This is a genomic window from Lientehia hominis (genome assembly GCF_021044755.1).
Classification (GTDB): Bacteria; Bacillota; Clostridia; order Lachnospirales; family Lachnospiraceae; genus Lientehia; species Lientehia hominis.
On sequence record NZ_JAJNOR010000003.1, the window covers coordinates 190530 to 210781 of the forward strand.

General features: G+C 49.9%; 19 protein-coding genes. 3 read left to right on the forward strand and 16 right to left on the reverse strand.

Translation table 11 applies throughout. The features are described 5' to 3' along the window. Nucleotides 1-131: 131 nt before the first annotated feature. From LQE92_RS06665 to LQE92_RS06685, 5 genes are all read right to left on the reverse strand, one after another. Entirely contained in the window at nt 132-1694 is a 1563-nt protein-coding gene (locus LQE92_RS06665; RefSeq protein WP_231062211.1) for a DUF3794 and LysM peptidoglycan-binding domain-containing protein, read from the reverse strand. Between the two features lie 9 nt (nt 1695-1703). Further along, nucleotides 1704-2138 (reverse strand): protease complex subunit PrcB family protein, encoded by a 435-nt coding sequence (locus LQE92_RS06670; protein WP_231062212.1) that lies wholly within the window; start codon nt 2136-2138, stop codon nt 1704-1706. A 197-nt stretch (nt 2139-2335) separates the two neighbouring features. Next, nucleotides 2336-4069 carry a phospho-sugar mutase gene (locus LQE92_RS06675; protein ID WP_231062213.1) on the reverse strand — a complete coding sequence of 578 codons (1734 nt, stop codon included), beginning with the start codon at nt 4067-4069 and terminating at the stop codon, nt 2336-2338. A 129-nt stretch (nt 4070-4198) separates the two neighbouring features. Then, entirely contained in the window at nt 4199-5356 is a 1158-nt protein-coding gene (locus LQE92_RS06680) for a protein kinase family protein (RefSeq protein ID WP_231062214.1), read from the reverse strand. 145 nt (nt 5357-5501) lie between these two features. Further along, on the reverse strand, nt 5502-6395 hold the full coding sequence (locus LQE92_RS06685; RefSeq protein ID WP_231062215.1) for an aldo/keto reductase: 894 nt from the start codon (nt 6393-6395) through the stop codon (nt 5502-5504). Nucleotides 6396-6591: 196 nt separating this feature from the next. Here LQE92_RS06685 and LQE92_RS06690 point away from each other — a divergent pair, with 196 nt between their 5' ends. After that, a complete protein-coding gene (locus LQE92_RS06690) occupies nt 6592-7353 on the forward strand; it encodes a GntR family transcriptional regulator (protein WP_231062216.1) in 762 nt (253 codons plus the stop codon). A 49-nt stretch (nt 7354-7402) separates the two neighbouring features. Here the strand turns inward: LQE92_RS06690 and LQE92_RS06695 are convergent, their stop codons facing one another. From LQE92_RS06695 to LQE92_RS06720, 6 genes are all read right to left on the reverse strand, one after another. Continuing rightward, nucleotides 7403-8464 (reverse strand): substrate-binding domain-containing protein, encoded by a 1062-nt coding sequence (locus LQE92_RS06695; protein WP_231062217.1) that lies wholly within the window; start codon nt 8462-8464, stop codon nt 7403-7405. Between the two features lie 73 nt (nt 8465-8537). After that, on the reverse strand, nt 8538-9512 hold the full coding sequence (locus tag LQE92_RS06700) for an ABC transporter permease (protein ID WP_231062218.1): 975 nt from the start codon (nt 9510-9512) through the stop codon (nt 8538-8540). 13 nt (nt 9513-9525) lie between these two features. Beyond that, nucleotides 9526-11034 carry a sugar ABC transporter ATP-binding protein gene (locus LQE92_RS06705; RefSeq protein WP_231062219.1) on the reverse strand — a complete coding sequence of 503 codons (1509 nt, stop codon included), beginning with the start codon at nt 11032-11034 and terminating at the stop codon, nt 9526-9528. A gap of 46 nt (nt 11035-11080) precedes the next feature. Next, nucleotides 11081-11863: a GntR family transcriptional regulator gene (locus LQE92_RS06710; protein WP_231062220.1), complete on the reverse strand. Its 783-nt coding sequence runs from the start codon at nt 11861-11863 to the stop codon at nt 11081-11083. A gap of 33 nt (nt 11864-11896) precedes the next feature. Beyond that, nucleotides 11897-12745: a class II fructose-bisphosphate aldolase gene (locus tag LQE92_RS06715; protein WP_231062221.1), complete on the reverse strand. Its 849-nt coding sequence runs from the start codon at nt 12743-12745 to the stop codon at nt 11897-11899. 23 nt (nt 12746-12768) lie between these two features. Continuing rightward, complete coding sequence (locus LQE92_RS06720; RefSeq protein WP_231062222.1) at nt 12769-13728, reverse strand: carbohydrate kinase family protein; 960 nt, start codon at nt 13726-13728, stop codon at nt 12769-12771. A 502-nt stretch (nt 13729-14230) separates the two neighbouring features. On the opposite strand from LQE92_RS06720, the gene LQE92_RS06725 reads away from it, so the two are divergent. Next, nucleotides 14231-15184: a Gfo/Idh/MocA family protein gene (locus LQE92_RS06725; RefSeq protein WP_231062223.1), complete on the forward strand. Its 954-nt coding sequence runs from the start codon at nt 14231-14233 to the stop codon at nt 15182-15184. Between the two features lie 72 nt (nt 15185-15256). Here LQE92_RS06725 and nagB read toward each other — a convergent pair whose 3' ends face one another. The 4 genes from nagB to LQE92_RS06745 all read right to left on the reverse strand — a co-directional run bounded on the left by nagB (nt 15257) and on the right by LQE92_RS06745 (nt 19329). Beyond that, the gene (gene nagB, locus LQE92_RS06730) at nt 15257-15994 is read right to left on the reverse strand and encodes a glucosamine-6-phosphate deaminase (protein ID WP_231062240.1); all 738 of its coding nucleotides are present in this window, start codon (nt 15992-15994) and stop codon (nt 15257-15259) included. Between the two features lie 53 nt (nt 15995-16047). Further along, nucleotides 16048-17478: a type I glutamate--ammonia ligase gene (gene glnA / locus LQE92_RS06735; RefSeq protein ID WP_231062224.1), complete on the reverse strand. Its 1431-nt coding sequence runs from the start codon at nt 17476-17478 to the stop codon at nt 16048-16050. Nucleotides 17479-17608: 130 nt separating this feature from the next. Then, nucleotides 17609-18973 carry a CCA tRNA nucleotidyltransferase gene (locus LQE92_RS06740; protein WP_231062225.1) on the reverse strand — a complete coding sequence of 455 codons (1365 nt, stop codon included), beginning with the start codon at nt 18971-18973 and terminating at the stop codon, nt 17609-17611. A gap of 95 nt (nt 18974-19068) precedes the next feature. Continuing rightward, the gene (locus LQE92_RS06745) at nt 19069-19329 is read right to left on the reverse strand and encodes a hypothetical protein (RefSeq protein WP_231062226.1); all 261 of its coding nucleotides are present in this window, start codon (nt 19327-19329) and stop codon (nt 19069-19071) included. A 109-nt stretch (nt 19330-19438) separates the two neighbouring features. Between LQE92_RS06745 and LQE92_RS06750 the strand changes: the two genes are divergently transcribed. Continuing rightward, nucleotides 19439-19744, forward strand: coding sequence for a hypothetical protein (locus LQE92_RS06750; protein ID WP_231062227.1), 306 nt, complete (start codon nt 19439-19441; stop codon nt 19742-19744). Nucleotides 19745-19949: 205 nt separating this feature from the next. On the opposite strand, the gene LQE92_RS06755 is transcribed toward LQE92_RS06750, so the two are convergent. Then, a partial coding sequence (locus tag LQE92_RS06755; protein ID WP_231060973.1) for a formate--tetrahydrofolate ligase occupies nt 19950-20252 on the reverse strand: 303 nt, incomplete at its 5' end.

The window sequence follows — 20252 nt, forward strand, 5'->3', positions numbered from 1 at the left end:
TTCCAGCTATAATTTATCATATGCACTATCTGCTTTTTTGTCTATATCTTTTTCTGTTCTTTCAATGTCCGTTTTTCCGGATGCAGAAGGGGACACCTATTCGGTGTCCCGGCTTTTAAGCATTTCTTTTTTTAAAAGATCTCTTCCACCTGTTTGATCACCAGAAGGCGCTTTCCTGGAGCCAGCGGTTCCTCATTCAGGTTATTGGCAGAGCGGAGAGAATCTACCGTGGCATGGAATCTTTTAGCGATCTTCCACAAAGTGTCCTCCTGCTGCACCACATAAACTACGATCCCCGGCAGCTTCTGCACAGCCTCCAGATCCACAGGCTGTTCCGTAATCCCAGTTATCATCTGCTCATTCATTTTCTTTCTGACCAACAGGTCAAATAAGATTACAGCTTTTACTTCAATCTCCCCGCCGCCCATCATGACTGCGCTCAGCTGTTCCAATCCGGTGTTCAGCTGATAAATACACTGCTCATTTATGCCTTTTGCCTCTACCTTATACTGGAAAGGCACTACTCCCTTCATAGACTGAAGAGGATGGCTGTCGCTGTCAGTCATATAGAGTATCTTCAGGCAAAGCGCGCCCTCCAGTTGCAGACCGCCTTCCACCACTCGCATATCATCCAGTTTTATGGAGCCGTCCACATGGCAGATCTGGAGGATATTGTCGCCGGTGCCGCTCCTGACCTTATCCGACAGACGAGTCTTAGAGCTGTTCTTCACCAGAATTTCCTCCACCTCCGCGGGCAGATACTCCGGTTCAAGCTCCTTCGCCGGTGAATAGACATCCGTGACTATCTGGATGCTTTCCTCCTCATAGAGCTTGATATCCAGTTCCAAGACTGCATCCAGGGCAATGCTCCGGTTTTCTCCGTCAAAGTCCGGCTGCTCTTCCAGCTGACAGTGAGCCAGCCGCACTGATATCTCCGGATACATATCCTCGGTGGCATCCGGAATATCCATGGTTCCTGCAAAGGGCAGCTCCCGTTCCACCCATTGGGGCGGAATATGTGCCTCTGGCCCGCGGTACACACAGAAAACAGCCAAAGTGCCTTGAATACTGAGCTTGCCGTCCAGCGGCTTCGTCTGTACGTTCCGGATCCGGCACTGGCTCCACAGCAGCTCTTCAATATCCGGCTGGCTGCTTCCGATTTCCAGCTCTTCCTTTACCCGGTATGTATCCTTCTGGCAGACAGCGGCCTGAGCGGCTCTGATGGCCCGCATCAGCATCTCAACAGGCTCCTCATCCTCTACCTCAGTTACAGCCATCTGCTCATCAAGGCCTTCTACGGTCAGACGGAAGGTAACAATGGCCTTCACATTGATCTTCCGGGAATGGATGAGCTCTATGGTCAGGTCTTCTATCTCCGCGTCTGCCTGGAGATAGTCTTTATCCTCCAGTTCCGGTACGTTCACGTATTCGTCAAAAGGTATGGTCCCCTTCATCGCCTGAATCTGCCCGCCCTCTCCCGGGTGGTACAGAAGCCGGTAGGACAGCTTTCCGCGAAGCTCTACCTTCTCCGTAAGCCGTTTTATCTCTTCAATCTCCACATCCCCGTCATCCAGGATGATCTTTTCGATATCCGGTTTCACATCCGGGACGATAAAGTCGTCATCCATGGTAATCTGGGACACTGTCTTTTTCTTCAGTCTGCACATACGGATGCTTTTCTTTTTCAGTTCCATGATTTCCTCCTACAAAAATACCACCGGTTCTTCCCGGTACTGAAGTTTCAGAACAATATACGGATAAGACGGCGTTTTTGAGACTTCCTCTCCCTGAGACGGCCCCATGGATTCTGTCTCCAGGCAGATCGACCCATCTTGCAGATACAGGTCCTTCACGGATATACTATATCCTCCCGTCGCCTGCTTTCCAATACCGACCACCAGGTACAGAGCACCGTCACAAGTATAGGTCAGTTTGAATTCCGCTTCCTTTTTTTCCTCGATGATGGATTTCAGTTCTTCCGGTATCTCCGCTTCTTCTACCACCGTAAAATCCAGCTTTTCCTTCTCGGCACTTCCGTTTCCCTTCCCGCAGCCAGCCAGAAGAAAAACAAAAAGAAGGCAGAGAAGCAGCACCTCCGGCCATCGCGTCCCCTTCCGCTTCATTGGATATTTCTTCATCGCATGTTGTCCTCCTTGGCAATTCTCTTTCTAATGTATGCAGGAAAAACCTCATTTAGAAGAAGAACAAAGTTGACATGCCCGCTTCAAACTTCCCTTTCACCTGTTCATGAGAAGCTTGATAATGAAAAAGAAACCCCGGAATCGGGACCGTGAGGTCCCGCTTTCCGGGGTTGTGGAATCTTTATCTGTTTTCTTTAAAGCATCCTGTGAATCATCTCCAGCACTTCCCTGCCGAACTTTTCCGATTCCTCTTTTGCTTCGTCAAATGAGCTCCCTTTCACGCCGTAATAGAACTTCACCTTCGGCTCTGTGCCAGAAGGCCTCACACACAGCCAGGCGTCATCGCTCAGATCATAATATAGCACGTTGGAAGCCGGCAGCCCAGTGGACCGCACCGCTCCGGTGGCCAAATCCACCACTGTGTCCTTCTGGTAGTCTCTGGCAGAAAGCACTCTGTGTCCAGCCACTTCCTCCGGCGTATTATTCCGAAGCGTTTCCAAAATTTCCTTGATCTTCGCCAGCCCTTCCATTCCGGCCAGAGTAATGGACTGAACATCGTCTCTGTAATAGCCATACCGCTCATACATATCGATCATGGCATCCCACAGCGTCATGCCCTTCGTCTTATAATAAGCCGCCGCCTCGCAGAGCGCCATCGTGGCTACAATTGCGTCCTTGTCCCTTGCATGGGTCCCGATCAGACATCCGTAGCTCTCCTCAAAGCCAAACAGATACGTTCCCCTGCCGGACTTCTCAAAACCCAATATCTGCTGTCCGATATATTTGAATCCGGTGAGCACCTCGATCAGTCTCACATCGTAATACTTCGCAATGGCATCCGCAAGATTGGAGGTGACAATCGTCTTGATCAAGGCTCCGTCTTCCGGAAGCCCTTCCAGCTCTTTCATCTGGCCGATTTCATAATCTGCCAAAAGACAGCCGGACATATTTCCCGTCAGAGTAATATATTCGCCGGACTTGCTGTCCTTCACATAGACCCCAAGCCTGTCCGCATCCGGATCGGTAGCCAAGACCAAATCCGCATCCTTCTCCTCCGCAAGCTTAAGAGCCAGTTCAAACGCTTCTGCGGCCTCCGGGTTCGGATAGCTCACAGTCGGGAAATCCCCGTCGGGAAGCTCCTGCTCCGGCACCACATAAACATTTTCAAACCCCAGTTCCCTAAGCACACGGCGGGCAGGAATATTTCCAGTACCATGAAGAGGGGTGTAGACTATCTTCAGATTCTTCCCTTCCGCGGCTATGCTGTCCCAATGCTTGACCTGTTTTTTAAGTTCTGCTATATATGCGTCGTCGATTGCTTGTCCAATCGTCTCGTAAAGGCCGGATTCTGCCGCCTCGTCCTTTTCCATGGTCTTCATCAAGGCGAAATCCGTCACTGCTTTTACTTCGGCCATAATACCGGCATCGTGCGGAGGCGTGATCTGCGCGCCGTCCTCCCAGTATACCTTATATCCATTGTACTCAGGCGGATTGTGACTCGCCGTTATATTGATTCCGGCAATACAGTCAAGCGTCCGTACCGCATAGGACAGCTCAGGGGTGGGCCGGAGAGACTCAAATACATATGCTTTAATACCATTGGCTGCCAGGCAGAGCGCGGCCTCATCCGCAAACTCCGGCGACATCCTCCTTGAATCATAAGCAATAGCCACGCCTCTTTTCTCTCCACCGGCTTTTTTGATATAATTTGCCAGCCCCTGCGTGGCCTTTCTCACCGTATAGATATTCATACGGTTGATGCCGGCGCCGATAATGCCCCGAAGCCCTGCAGTTCCAAAAGAAAGCTCTGTATAAAAGCGTTCCCTGATCTCGTTCTCGTCGTCTTTTATCGCCTGTAATTCTGCTTTCGTCTTGTCATCAATGTAAGGGTTGTTCAGCCATTCCTCGTATGTTTTGCGGTAGTCCATGCATTTTCCTCCCTGGGGCGGTTATTTCCCGGCTCATAAAGAGCCGGATTTCCAAATTCCGCCATGTCTGTATTCATTATAATATATCCCCCCGGAAAATACAAGAAAACTCCGCTCTTCCCGCCTGATTCAAAGCCGTTCTTTGAGCTCCTCCAGAAACTGTTCCCTAGGTTCAAACTGGTTCTCCAAAACCTTTAGTTTATCGACATTCCTGGCCGGTATCCATGCTTTATTGGAGTTCACATAATAGTTGATCTGCTTCCAATATTTTTCCGGATACAGAAACAGGATGTAGAGATACTGCCATTCCTCATGGCTCAAAGGCAGGCTGTCGGCATAAACGTCAAGTATCTGACGCCCAAGATTCAGATTCCACCTGTGCTTCTCCAATATCTTCCTGGTAAAATAGTAAAGATCTGAAACCTGAATATCCCTGCGCATCCTGGAAAAGTCCGTGACCGCCCGTGTCCGTCCTCCCAGAAGCACATGATGATGACTGTATTCTCCATGACACCACCAAATATCCGGCATGTTTTCCAGCTGTTCGGAAAGCGCTGCCGCTTCTTCCGCCTGCCGGTAAAACTTTTCGAACCCGCCTATGACGACCAGTTCGAAATCTGTTTTTCTTTTTCTGCCCTTCACATACGCTCTGGTCCGGCGCAGCTCCCGGTTATGTCTTCCCAAAAGCTCCGACAGACATTCTGGAGACTGGCATGATGTATCAGCCTGCAGTTCGGTCTCCTCCTGCTCCCCGGAAAACTCATTAAGACTGGCAGCCTTCGCTTCGGCTCCCGCGTCAATGCCTGCTTCAGCTTCCGCCGCTTCGGCTTCTTCCCGCATCCTGTCGGCTATCCTCTTCCTTTTTTCCCGCTCCTCCAGCAGTGACTCTTCTCTTTTTCTGTCCAGGACATGCTCCAGCTCCAGCTTTCTTAAGCCCCGGTGCAGCCTTGCCAAAAGTTCCGCCGCGGTCAGAATCTCACCTACTTCTCTGGTGCTGCATTCCCGCCCCTCATACCAGTTTCGAAGTACATATCTGGACTGGTCTTCATCCACGGAAACCAGATTCCCTTCCAGGTTCTTCATACAACAGTCAACCTGGAGCCCGGTCTCCTCACCCAGCGCCGACAGCACTTCATATTCCAGCTGAATCCGTTTGTCCGACCCCGTCCACTCCTTCAGGAGCTTAAGGCCCTGGCTGGTCTCACACAGCACCGCTCCTCTTGTGCGGCAGGTCCTTTGCACATCCAGCCCGTACTGTTCTAAAACGCCGGTTCCTCGTTCATTCACGTCCACCCCTCCAAAATCTCTCTGAAATCAATCTATGGGAATCTTATAAAAGTATCCTGATAAGAATCTCTTGAAAATTGGCTACTTCTATCCTATGAATCCGACCTCGGAAACATGACAGGAGGGGGTATAAAAGAAAATAGAACTATCGGATCGTCTGCTGTCCGCTTGCGGCGTAGATCTCATACCACTCGTAATGTTCAAGCCGGACATCAAGAGCTTTTACCGCCCTGTCCAGGCGTTCCGGCTTGTTGCTCCCGCTGATGGGCAGTGCCCCTGCCGGATGATAGAGGAGCCAGGCGTATACAATGGTCTCCGGTTCTGCGCCGTGGCGGACCGCGATCTCCCGAATCTTTGAAAGGGCTTTTACATATGCCGGTTCCTTGGAGGTGAACAGACGGCCTCCCGCCAAAGGTGACCATATCATCGGATGAATCTTCTCTTTTGTCAGCATATCCATCATCCCTGAATTGAAATGTTCAAAGCAGACCGGATTCCATTCAATCTGGTTTGTAATCAGAGTACCGTCCATGGCATGATTCAGCGCGCCGAACTTGAATGGATCAAAATTGGATACCCCCGCTTCCCTTATAAGTCCCTGTTTTTTCATATCCTTAAGAGCCCTTGCGGTCTCATCAGGGTCCATACAGGGATCCTCCCTATGGATCAGATACAGATCCAGATATTCACACTGCAGCCTCTGAAGGGCTTCTTTACAGGACTGCATCAGCCGGTCATAAGTCGTATTATAATATCCGAAGGTTTTATCTCCAATCTGAGCCTTATAGATCCCGGTCTTGGATACCAGCTGAATCTTTTCCCGGATATCCGGCCGCTCTCGAAAAGCTTTTCCCAACTGACTTTCACACTCCGTATCGCCATAGACCTCAGCCGTGTCAAAGGTCGTGACCCCTCTTTCCAGACAGCCTTCCATAAAAGCGATCAGCCGGTCTGTGGTGAACCCCCAGTCGGTCAGTCTCCAGAGTCCCTGTACAATGCGGGAAAATTCCATTGTCTCATTTAATTTAATATATTCCATATTGTCTCCCTTCCATTCATCTCATTTAGGTAAACTTGTATCTTTGTTCCTACGTAGTTATAAAAAGAGTAAAATTCTGTTTTATTCTGCGACGTCGAAGAAAGTGCAACGATTACAGTTGTTTTTATAGAGTTTCCAATATATAATAAAGACGAAAAATAAATAATGTACGTACAACATATCAAAGGAGAGTATCATGATTTTTGCAAATTATAATCTGGACCGTTCCACTCCAATTCCCCTGTATTACCAGCTGAAGGGCTTTCTCCTCCAGGAAATACAAAACGGGACCTATCCTGTAGGGAGCTGTATCCCTACGGAGCTGGAGCTGCGGGACCGCTTTCATATCAGCCGCACCACCATACGCCAGGCAATCACCGAACTTGTACAGGAAGGATGGCTGGAGCGGAGGACCAGCAAAGGGACCTTCGTCACAAATCCCCGGGAAAAACAGATCCCCGGCTATATCAGGTCCTTCGAACCTTTCTACCAGCAGGTAAAGAAAACCGGAAAAACCGCAAGAACAGAACTCCTGGACATGAAGATCATATCCTCCACCGAAGAGCAGGCCGCATGGCTTGATCTGGAACCTGGTGAAAAACTGATCTACCTGTCACGACGCCGTTTTGCCGATTCGACCCCGCTGGTCACCATCCAGAATTACATGCCCTATTCCCTGTGTGGATTCATACTCAGCCATAACTTTGAAAAAGAATCTTTATACGAGATTCTCTCCCAAAAGCCTGAGACCGCTCCTTATCTTGTGAGGAACATCATTTCTGCGGATAAAGCCACCCCTGAAGACGAAAAACTTCTGAACCTCGCCTGCGGGAGCCCTGTCCTCGGCTTCCGGACCGTTTCCCGTACACAGGATGACGTGCTGATCGACTACGCGTTTTCCCGTTATCATGGAGGGCTGAATAAATATGAAGTTGAAGTCTGCCAGGAACATCTCTGAATTCCGGCACATAAACAGGCCGCCGCTTTACACGCGGCGGCCCCTCCCATCACTGAATGTAATCTTCTACATTATCTTTCGTGATCAGTACAAAATCGATCATATAACTCTTTTCTACGGATTTTCCTGAGAGGATATCGGGAATCAGCTCAATGGCCTTTCCCACCTGGCCTGCGCCGTCCTGATAGATCGTCGCCTGCATTTCGCCCTTTTGGATCATATCCAGAGCCGCCGCTTCCCCATTTACTCCAATGCAGACCATATCGGTCCTCCCCTTGGAGTTCATAGATGTCTGTACGGCCGCGGAAGAACCATCGTCCTCACATATGATGCAGGTCAGATCGTCTCCCCAGCGTCCCAGCCAGTCCTCGGCAAATTTCACGGCTTTTTCTGCCTGCCACTCGCCGGACTGTTCATCCAGCATCTCCCATTTGCTGTCCGCGTCCAGAATATTATGGATTCCTTCGCTTCTTTGGATCTGGGCAGAATTTCCGATCACGCCCTGCACATGCCCGTACTTCCCTCCTTCGGGATAAACTGACTGTACGTATTCTGCCATCATTTCACCGGCCTGCACATCATCAGAACCTACGAACGCCGTTGCCAGCTCTTCTGTGTTATCCGTCATGGAGTTTACCACCAGACAGGGAACGCCCTCTTCCTTACAGCGTTCCAGGATTGGCGCGGAACCGGCCGCCTCGGCAGGAAGCAGAACGATCAGATCCGCGCCCATATTGAGCGCGTCCTCCAGCAGATTACACTGAATAATCGGATCAGACTGGCCGTCCAGCATTTTCCATTCATCAATGGTCCCCTCATTCACCAGAGCGTCCAGCTTTGCCTCCGCCGTCTTATTCAGCGTAGCGTGAAAAGCATCCACCGTGTTCTTGGCAATATAACCGACAATGATCTTTCCGTCTCCGTTCACGTCTCCGGCGCTTCCCGCTTCCGTATCCTCCTTTGCCGCTGTCGTATCTGCGGCCTCTGTCTCTTCCTTTTCTGTCCCTTTCGTATCCGGCGCTTTTGTAGTTTCATCCACTTTTTTGCTGCCGCAGGCTGCAAGACTGAGAACCATCACCAACGCCAAAACCAAAGCCATCCATTTCTTCATGTTTCATTTCCTCCTTTTTATATAGTTTTACCGGCCATGACCGGCCAGGTTTCCTCTATCCCCACAAAGGTTTTTATCCCCGTTTATTGGTGAACATATCGAGCATAACGGCTCCAATGATCAGCAGGCCTTTCGTGATCGTCTGCCAATATGAATTGATCCCCAGGAGATTCATGCCGTTATATATAAGACCGATTATGATAATACCGATCATGGTTCCAGGTATAGTAGCAATCCCTCCGGAAAACGAAGTTCCGCCGATCACACAGGCCGCAATGGCATCTGTTTCATATCCCACACCGATGTTAGGCTGTGCCGCCGAGATACGGCTTGTCATGATAATCCCGGCCACGCCGCTGCAGAAACCGCTGATAACAAAGGATTTTGTCCTTGTCCAGAACACATCTACCCCCGATGCCTGAGCTGCGTTGATATTTCCTCCCACCGCGTAGATATAGCGGCCGAATTTCGTCCAATGCATCAGCAGGTAAGCCAGAACGGCAACCGCCAGCCAGATAAATACCGGATAAGGGATGCCGGCCAGTTTTCCTGCTCCGATCATCTTGAAATCCGCATTTGCCAGGGAGGCCGAATAGCCTCCGGAGAGTACATATCCCGCCCCGCGGATCACCAGCTGCATAGCCAGAGTCACCACAAAAGGAAACATATTGAATTTAGCAATCAGTGCGCCGTTTACAAATCCAAGAGCCGTAGTCACGGCCACAGAGATTACGCACGCGAGGAAAATGCTTCCTGTGGAGTTCAGCACAATACCGACGATCACGCTGGTCAGGGCCAGCATGGCGCCGATGGAAAGGTCGATGCCTCCCGCAGTGATCACGAATACCATTCCCAGAGCAAGAATCCCGTTTATGGATACCTGGAGCGCGATGCTCACGACATTTCCCGCCGTCCGGAAGGTAGGTGAGACGATTGCCAGAAGAATGATCATGACTATCATGATCGCCGCTATTCCATAACGCTTTCTGAATAAGTTGAACTCATCCTGAGTCATCCCCAATATCTTTTTTTCTTTTTTGTCCGCCACTTGAAATCCTCCTCTACTTTCCTCCGAACTCCTTCGCCAGGATGACCTCCTGAGTAATGCCGCCGCCCAGAATCTCTTTCCGGGACACTTCGCCGTTCAGCCTTCCTTCGTGATAGATCAGTATCCGGTCGCTCATCCCCATTACCTCCGGGAGCTCTGAAGAGATCATGATGATAGCAAGTCCCTGAGCGGCAAACCGGCACATCAGAGTATGAATCTCCGATTTTGCCCCCACATCCACGCCCCTGGTAGGTTCGTCCAGTATCAGTACCTTAGGATCGGCCATGAGCCATTTGGATAAAACTACTTTCTGCTGATTTCCCCCGGACAGAGAGTAAGCGTCTGCCTCGATGCCCGATGTTTTCACCGTCAGCTGTTTCGACACCTCCTGGCACTCCTTCTTTTCCCTTTTCTGATTGATAAACAGTTTCTTCTGACGCTTCGGAAGGTTGGGAAGAGAAATATTTTCCCTTAAAGAGCGATACAGACAGAGGCCATATGTTTTCCTATCCTCATTTACCATTGCAATGCCCTTCGCAATGGCATCCTTCGGCCCTTTAATGGTGATTTCCTTCCCTTCCAGGAAAATCTTCCCTTCAGTCAAAGGATCCAGACCGAATATGGCCCGCATAGTCTCGCTCCGTCCAGAACCAACCAGACCGGATATGCCCAGAATCTCTCCCGCTCTCACTTCAAAGGAGATATCCCTGAATCCCTTTCCCGATAAACCTTCCACCTGAAACACGACGTCTCCGATGGAACATTCCGTCTTCGGAAATATATTTTCCACCGTCCTGCCCACCATCATGGATATCAGCTCCTTAGAAGTCACGCCCTCCATGGAACGGCTCCCCACGAACTGGCCGTCCCGGAACACCGACACCTTGTCACAGATTTGAAAGATTTCTTCCATCCGATGGGATATGTAAATGACAGAAACACCCTTTTGCTTCAATTCACGAATCGTACAGAACAAGTGCTCTGTCTCTTCGCTGTCCAAGGAAGAAGTGGGTTCGTCCATAATGATGACCCGCGCATCGCAGGAGACCGCTTTGATGATCTCCACCATCTGCACCTGTGCCAGAGTCAGATCCTCCATCATGGTTTTAGCACCTTTTGGGAATCCAAACTGCGAAAGAATTTCTTCCGCTTTTCTGTTGGTCTTTTTCTTATCCAAAAGCGAAAGCCCTTTTCTCGTATCTTCTCTGTTTAGGAAAATGCTTTCCGCGATCGTCAGATACGGCTCCGGATTCAGCTCCTGGTGAATCATAGATATCCCCGCTGCGATGGCTTCAGCCGGACCGTGGACAGAATAGGGATTCCCTTCAAATATTATCTGCCCGCTGTCCGCCTTATAAAGGCCGATGATGATTTTCATCAAGGTGGATTTCCCCGCACCGTTTTCACCCAAAAGCGCATGGACCTCGCCCTTCCGGATATGGAGCTGTACATCGGAAAGGGCCTGCGTGCCTCCAAATGCCTTTGAGATCCCGACACATTCTAATATGTAATTGCTTTCCAATCTCTCACCTCAATACTTTCTTAACCTGCGTCTGCGGCAGCTGTGCTTAATCCGGCGGACAGAAGTTCGGATTCGAAGTGCCTTCCACCACATCCACCTCAAACCTCATGAAATCTCCCCGGTAACGGATCAGGTTGTAAGACACCACTGCTCCTGCGCTGTTCCGGTCAAAACACCGGAAGCTTAAGATCGGCTTCATGCTGTTCATATGAAATAGTTTCATATCCTCCGGCGACGGCACCTGTGCCTCTACCACCTGACGCACTCCAAAGGTCTTTGTCTCTTCCCTGGCCGAAAGTACTTCATATAAAGACTCTTCCGTAAAATCATGGTCCAGGATAAAGCTGCATGTCTCATAAACCAGATAACTTCGAATAGTCATTACAGCCACTTCGTCGGCAAATCTTCTGCGGAACATCGATATCATCTTGTCCCCTCGCCGGACCCCAAAATATCCCGCCAGTTCTTCGTCTGCAGGAACGATCTGAAGTTCCAGCACCTCTGTCCTGGGCACTTGGCCTGCCCGGATGATCTGTCGGTTGAACGGCTCCATAGACCGGACGCTGGCGCTTCTTTGTTTCGGTACGGTGACAACTGTCCCCCTTGTCCCGTTCCGGGTAAGCCAGCCAGCTTGTACCAACTTGTTGACTGCCTGGCGCACAGTGGTCCTGCTCACCTGAAACATCTCCTTAAGCTGATTCTCCGGAGGTATGCTTTGGCCCACAGAATAGGTTCCTTTTTTTATTTCGTTCAGTATCCAGTTCTCCAGCTGAAAATACAGAGGGATCGGAATGCTCCTGTCAAGCCCCGCTTTTATTGTCTCTTTCATGGTATCCCGTCCTTCCATGCGTACACAAAATCTTTACTGCAGCAAAAAGGCTTTCATCTTGCCGGCGATTTCATCCTTCACAGCTTGATAGACCGGAAGAAACAGATTTGCGGTGGAGTACCGGAAGCCCTCTTCCGATTGGGTCCTTATGTACTGCTGTCCCATGGCGATCACAATGTCCGTACAGATGTTGATCTTTCGGATTCCGTTTCGGATGGCTTCCTGGACCTGTTCCATGGGCGTTCCTGAGCCTCCGTGCAGCACGAGCGGAACCGTCACCGATTTCTCGATTCTTTTCAGCCGTTCTATGTTCAGCTTCGGTTCAAACCGATACTGTCCATGCTGAGTTCCAATACTGATCGCCAACACGTCAATGCCGGTCCGTTCCACAAACTCTCTTGCCTCCTCCGGATCCGTTTGGGCAGCCTCCGGCCCTTTCACAGCTACAGCTCCTTCTTCTCCCACCAGGCGCCCCAGCTCTCCTTCCACAGTTACCCCGGCCGCATGAGCTCTTTCCACGACCTTCCTGGTCTCTTTTATATTTTCTTCAAAGGGCAGTGCCGATTTGTCTATCATGACAGAAGAAAATCCCGCATTAATGGCTTCGCTGCAGGCTTCAAAGCTCAGCGAATGGTCCAGATGAAGGGCGACCGGCACAGAAGCATCCCGGCACGCGGCTTTCGCGGCAGCCACCGTTCCCTCAAATCCTCCCATCATATCGATCTCTCCCTGTCCGCACATAAGGATCAGCGGCACATTGAGTGCAGATGCCGCCTCCGAGGCCGCTTTGGCTACCTCATAGGACCAGAATACATATCCGCCGTAGGCCACCTTCTTTTCCTGTGCCAGCTCAAGAATTTCTTTCATAGGTACAAATTTCATCTTTTTTCCTCCCATTCTTTTCATTATTTTTTTATTTTCAAGCCCTGTTTCCCCAGATACTCCATCACTGTCCGGAAATCCGGGACGCCGCCCGTAGCGCCTTTGACCGCGACATTATGAGCGGCTACTGCCGACGCAAAAATGGCACACTCCTCAATATCCCACCCTTGGAGATATCCGCATAAGAAGCCTCCCACAAAAGAATCCCCCGCTCCGGTGGTATCTACCGCCTTAAAGCCTGAAAAACATGGTATCTCAAATTCCCGGCAGATATCCGTCACATAACAGCCCTCATCACCCAGTTTGATTCCGCAGATCTTTACTCCCATATCTTTAAAAAACTCCGCCATCTTGTGCGGCTTCCTCTGTCCTGAAAGCAATGACGCTTCTTTGCCGCTGGGCAAAAATATATCGGTCTCCTTAAAAACCGGGAACAGCTTCTCCAGCAGTCTCTCCCTGCTTTCCATATTATCGTTCAAAGCCGTGTCCATGGCCGTGACCTTTCCATATCGGTGCGCCCTCTGAAACAGCTCCAGGATACCGCCGTCATCCATCTGTCTCATCTGGAACGCGCTTCCAAAGTATACGATATCTGCCTCCTGAACCGCTCTTTCCGGTACATCCGCTGCACTGAGCGCATGGTAAATGCGGGTGTTGGAAAGGGCATGCTTTTCTCCTTCTTCATCCAGCAGTAAATACGATACCGCGGTTTTATGTCCGCCGTCCCAGATAATGTAGGTAGTATCCACCCCGTGTCTCTCCGCCTGTCTCATGACCTCCCGGCCGTTTTCATCCATTCCCAGACGTCCGGCGATCGAAACCTCCGTACCCAGCTTGGCCAGTGTAACCGCCACGTTCAGGGCATCTCCTCCCGTCGTCACCTGAGGCTCTTCGATTTCCGCCTTTTCCATCTGGAAGATAGACTTTGGCACTGGAGTCAGAGGTATATCGCATACCATCATCCCAACCGCTAACACCTTCATGACTTTTACCTTTTTCCTTTTCTCTCCACATGGATATGTTTGTACGTACATATCTACGTTGTTACGTATTTTAATTTATCATATTTATTTTTCTCTGTCAACTACAATTTCGCCTTTATTTTGTGAAAAAATTTTTAGGTAATTTCCGAAAAAAATCTTTGACATTTTTGATTTAATCACTTATTATGAATTTAAATGGTCTTTCCCACTCATCTTTTCTCTTTATTTTAGTTACATTTTTTAGAGCCAAGTCTGCCTCCTATACCTTTGTCTTATATATGTCTTGTTGTACGTACACTTAGTTCTTTAAAAAACCGCCTGCCATAACGCAAAAAACTATGGTATTTAGAATAAAAAATCCCGTGGGCGGGATTCTCCGCCTGCGGCAGGTCGCATTAGCGACATAATTCTGCTCCGCCGCAGTGCGATCTTGCCCAAGGGGCTTTTGCTTGTTATAAAAGAGAATATAATCATCAGCCATTAAGAAAGGTGGATATAGACAATGAAACAGTTCAACTGGGGAATTTTGGGACTGGGCAACATCGCTCATGAATTTGCAGACAATATGGCAAAGCTTCACCCGCTTTATGCCGTGGCATCCAGATCTCTGGATACCGCACTGGATTTCCAGAAAAAATATGGAGCCGACCGGGCATATGGTTCTTATGAAGAGCTTCTTAACGACCCCGGCGTAGATGTCGTTTACGTAGCTACCGTCAACAGCCAGCACTACAAATGTATCCTGGCATGTCTGGAGCACGGCAAACATGTCCTCTGCGAGAAGGCCATCTGGGGAAACTTTGAAGAAATGAAGACCGCTTACTTCCTGGCCCAGGAGAAAGGGCTTCTGCTATGCGAAGCCATGACCATCTATCACATGCCCATCTTCAAAGAGATCAAGAACTTGATAGCGTCCGGCAAATTGGGAAAGATCAAATTTGTGGAAGCAGAGCTGGGAAGCCTGAAAGAAGATGATCCCACAAACCGCTTTTTTAATCCGGATCTAGGAGGAGGCGCCATGCTGGACATCGGAACCTACGGCCTTTCTTTCGTGACCTATTTCCTGTCCGGAGATCTGACAGAACTCACCCATTTAATGGGCCGCTATCCCACCGGCGTAGACGAAATGTGGAGCATCTCCCTCAAGACCAGCGCCCAGGAAATCGGCAGCGTCAACCTGACCTTCCGGGCCAAACTGCCCAAGCGGGGAATCATCGCCGGGGAAAAAGCCTACATAACCGTCATGAACTACGTGCGCGCCGACAAAGCAGCTCTGGTATATCCCGATGGCTCTGAAGAGCTTCTGGAGATCGGAGAAACTTCCAAGGCCCTGCAGTACGAAATACAGGATATAGAAGAAGCATTGTCCACCGGAGATTTTTCTTCCGCATTTATGGACTGTACCATGAAGGTAGTGGAGCTGATGGACCGTCTGCTGAAAGCAGAGAATCTTTAGGCATACAAAAAGGAGACCCGGCACACAGACAGGTCTCCTTTTTAATTCACTTATTTTCTATTCCGCTTCCGCTCAATAAAGGCCGCTGCATTTCGACAGTGCCGCCGCATCCGCAATCACAGTCACGTCCGGATGGAACTGCAGGACGGAAGCCGGCAGCCAGGGCGTCACCCGGTCCTTAAGCACACCGGCGAGAGCCTCGGCCTTTTTCACGCCGAATGCGGCTAATATAATCTTTCTGGCTTTCAGAATGGTACGAATTCCCATGGTGATCGCCTGCTCCGGTACGTTGTCCGCAGAGTCGAAGAACCTCGCGTTTACCTCTCTTGTCTCCTCCGTCAAACTCACCACATGGGTATCACAAATGAATTCGCTGCCAGGTTCGTTGAATCCGATATGTCCGTTTTCTCCCATCCCCAATATCTGTATATCGATGCCTCCGAATTCCTCTATGCGTTTCTCATATCTGAGACATTCCTGTTCCGCATTTTCACATTTGCCATTGGGGACTTCCGTAAATTCTTTCCGGATATCCACCCTGTCAAAAAGATGTTGATTCATAAAGTAACGGTAGGACTGCTCATCACGCCCGTCCATGCCGATATATTCGTCCAGATTTACCGTACGCACTTTTGAAAAGCTCAGATTCCTGTTCCGATATTCCTCTGCAAGATACCGGTATATCCCCACGGGAGTCTCTCCTGTCGCCAGCCCGAGGACACTGTCGCTCTTTGCCTCCATCTGCTCAAGTATCATTTCTCCTGCGATCTTGCCCAGCTCTTCGTAATTATTTACCTGAATAACTTTCATCATTTCTCCTTTTCCATTTAAAAAGCAAATCGATAATTCATCAGTATGAATCATCATAAGTCATAATAATACTTAAATTCTGCCGGGCTGGGAATCTGCTCGATTTCCTTTAACTCTGCCCGTTTTTTCTCCAGCCATATCTCTATCAGCCGCTCCGGAAATACTCCGCCGGCAGTCAGATAATCATGATCCGCCTCAAGAGCGTCCAACGCCTCACCCAGGGACCTGGGAAGCCCCTTGATCTTTTTCTGCTCCTCTGCTGAAAGATGGTAGAGGTTAAAATCATAGGGCCCCCATCCGTTGGCCTCAGGGTCTATTTTATTCCGTATGCCGTCCAGGCCAGCCATCAGGATTGCCGCATACGCATAATAGGGATTCGCCGTAGCATCAGGGTTCCGCAGTTCAAACCGTTTCGTCTCCGGCGCCTTGGCATAGGCGGGGATTCGGATGACCGCGCTCCGGTTTGAAGTGGCATATCCAATGGTGACGGGAGCTTCATATCCCGGTACCAGCCTTTTAAAAGAGTTGGTGGAAGGATTGGTAAAAGCACACAGAGAGGAGATATGTTTTAAAAGGCCCCCGATGAAGTAGTGGGCTTCCCGGCTGAGCCCGGAATAACCGTTTTGGTCATAGAATACCGGCTTTCCATCTTTGAAAAGCAGCATATGGACATGAAGTCCGTTTCCCGCCTCTTTATAAATAGGCTTGGGCATAAAAGTCGCAGTCTTTCCTTCGGCTGCGGCCATATTTTTGATGATATATTTTATGATCATGGTATTGTCGGCCATCTCCGCCATGTCGCCGAGCTCCACTTCTATTTCCATCTGGCCCGGACCACCCACCTCGTGATGATGGTATTTGACCTTGATTCCCCAGTCTTCCATGGCAAGACACATCCTGCTCCTCAGATCGTATCCCACATCCTGGGGCGCAGAAGCGTGATAGCCGCCTTTATAAGCCACTTCATAGCCATTGTTACCGGGAACGGACAAGCTGCAGTTCCATTCTGCCTGGCGGGTATCCAGCTGGTAGCCGCTGAATTCCGGCGACACCTGATAGCGTACTTTATCCAGCACATAAAATTCAAACTCCGGCCCGATGACCATCCGGTCCGCGATTCCGGTTTCTTTCATGTATTCCAGCGCTCTCAGACTGACATTTTTCGGATACTGGTCGAAGGGTGTATTTTCCTCATTGCCTATGGTACATACATTGCCGCACATAGTAAGCGTGGGGACTCCGGCAAACGGGTCGACGGCCGCGCTGTCGGGATCCGGAATAAACACCATATCACTTTTTTCAATCGGCGCGTATCCATAATTAGATCCATCAAAACCAACGCCGTATCTGAATATATCGTCGTCAAATCTCTCTCTGGGAATGGTGATATGACGCCATCTGCCGTCAATATCCGTCATCTTAAAGTCAATCATCTGAATCTGAAATTCCTCGCACATCCTTTGTATATCCGCGCTCGTCTTCATGAAAAACCCTCCGTTCCAGCCATGCGTCGTTCACAGCCTGTATAGTATGTTTTGAGTATAGCATGTTCCAAATAAATGACAATAAGAGAAGCATTATTCCGAATAATCATAAGTAATTAATTAAATTTCTTTATTCATGAAATTCTGATTCCGAAGTCGTTTTTTCATTCCATATCTGCACGGCAAAGTCCAGCAAATACTCCTTCGTGTTCCGTTCAGGGCATTCCAGAACTGATTCCAGGCATCTTTGAAGACATTCACCCAGCTTCTTTCCCGGCTTCATGCCAGCGCCGATCAGATCCCCGCCTTTTATGGCCAATTCACTGAGAGACACACAATCTCCGGACTCAAGGATTTCCTTATAATATTCCTGTACCTGCAGGAGCTTTGGCAGATACATCTCCCTCGCATATTCGTTCTTTCCCATACTGTCGGCAGTACATACCTCCAGCAACAGAGGAAACAGGTCCCTTCCCACACGGTTCAGAGCTTCCCTGACTCCTTCTTTGGAAATAGGAAACGGAAAATCATGATATGTGACTAAGGTCGTCACCGCATCCAGAGTAGCGTTGTCAAACTTGAGTCTCCGGATGATCTTCCTTGCTATCTCCGCGCCGGCCTCTGCATGATGATAAAAATGGATGTTCCCCTGTTCATCCTCCGATCTCACCTGAGGCTTTCCCAGATCATGAAGGAGCATCGTCCAGCGCAGGATATGGTCCACCCTTATGTTTTCCAGCGTCCTCAGCGTATGCTCACCCACCGACAGCCGGTGATAGAGGTTTCTCTGAGGCGTCTCCATGGCCCGGTCAAATTCCGGAATCACCACGGCAGTGATTCCCAGCTCGTACGCCTTGCGGAAATATTCCGGATGCGGAGAACACAGAAGTTTATCCAGCTCTGCTTGTATTCTCTCCCTGCTGATCAGTTCCAGTCGGGAGGCCATTTTCTGTATCGCCCTGCTCGTTTCCTCTTCTATGGAAAATCCCAGCTGGGCCGAAAACCGGACTGCCCTCAGGATACGCAGCGCGTCTTCCGTAAATCGCTCTTCTGCGCTTCCCACACAGCGGATGATTCCTGATTTTAGGTCATCCATTCCATGGAATTCATCAATAATTCCTGATTTATCGCTGTAAGCCATGGCATTGATGGTAAAATCCCGCCGCCTGAGATCCTCTCTAAGACTCGCCGTAAAGGTGACATCCTTCGGATGTCTCCCATCCTCGTATTCTCCATCCAGGCGGTATGTGGTCACTTCATACCCGCATTTCCCCATGAGAACTGTGACAGTTCCATGCTGGATGCCCGTATCCACAGTTCTCCGAAAGTGCCGTTTCACCTGCTCCGGCCTGGCCGACGTGGTGATATCCCAGTCCTCCGGCACCCGTCCCAGAAGCGTGTCCCTGACACAGCCGCCCACAGCATAGGCCTCATATCCAGCCTCCTCCAGGATACCGATAATAGAAGCCACATGAGGCGGAATCTCAATTTTCATAAAAAGGCCCCTCTCTTTCTTCCGCCGCGTCTGTAAACATCCGCGGACCGAATCTCTGTCATATCATACCTTTAAATACCTTACAAACAAACCTATTATATCAAACCGAGGAGACAGGAGTAAGTCCGCTTCCATCCAGGCGGGTCGCTGGCAGCCGTAACCAGCATCTTTGCGGCCTTCGGTCGGTCCTTTCCAACTGACATGGATAAATCGATATTTTTCCATGTCAGATTCCAACAAAAATCCGCATGATATGCGATTTTTGCCTCCCTCCGGCCGGGAAGATCCTGCCAACGCCTTTGCAGCGCTCCCCTTACGATGGAATCGGATTGTTCCTCCTGCTCCTCTTCCCGCACTGAAATAAGCTTTTATTTGTTGTGAAAGCCATTGAGGCGGCCACGGAGGCCCGCCGCCGTAAGGCGTGCGGGCCCTGTGGCTATCCAATCCTTTTCTGGAATCAGGAAAATGGAAAACATTCATAACGGTGCGGCAGACAAAAAACCGGCAGAACGATTCCGGGCCGGCCTAAAGGAGAGCGCCGCAGGGCAGCGGCCGGTGTTCCCCAGGCAGAGGGAGGCAAAAACGGAAAATCCGATTCCGTTTTTGAGCGAACAGGAGATGGGAAATCATAAGGATTTCCTGTTGACATGTGAGCGGTACTGCCGGAGCGGGGATAAAGCGGCCCCTGCATCGCCAGCGAACCGACATCGTGACGGCTCGGAACTTCTGACGGTGTCTGACGGGGACTTAGTTGGATACATCCCCAAATAGATTCTAAAAAGTATTTGGTTGTATACTATGACAAGTCGTGGATATATCATACCACATTTCAAACTTGAAGGGCAAGAAAAAAGGCCATGCACCCCACTGTACATGGCCTTTCCCTATTGCTTAAAACCTTCTCCCTTGTAACCCAGCCCGTCAGACAACGGGCGCAAATCTATGAAAAAGAAATATTTAGTAATGTTGTGCCAGATTAGAACAGGCCTGTGATCTTGCCGCTCTCATCCACATCGATCTTCTCCGCGGCCGGTACCTTCGGCAGTCCCGGCATCGTCATGATCTCTCCTGTCAATGCCACGATGAACCCTGCTCCTGCCGATATCTTCAGGTTCCTTACCGTCACCTCGAAGTCCTTCGGCGCTCCCAGCAGCTTCTGGTCGTCGGAAAAGCTGTACTGCGTCTTCGCCATACAGATCGGGCAGTCTCCATAGCCCAACTCCTCCAGCTGCTTCGCCTGCTTCTTCGCTGCCGCCGTCAGCACCACTCCCTTGCCATG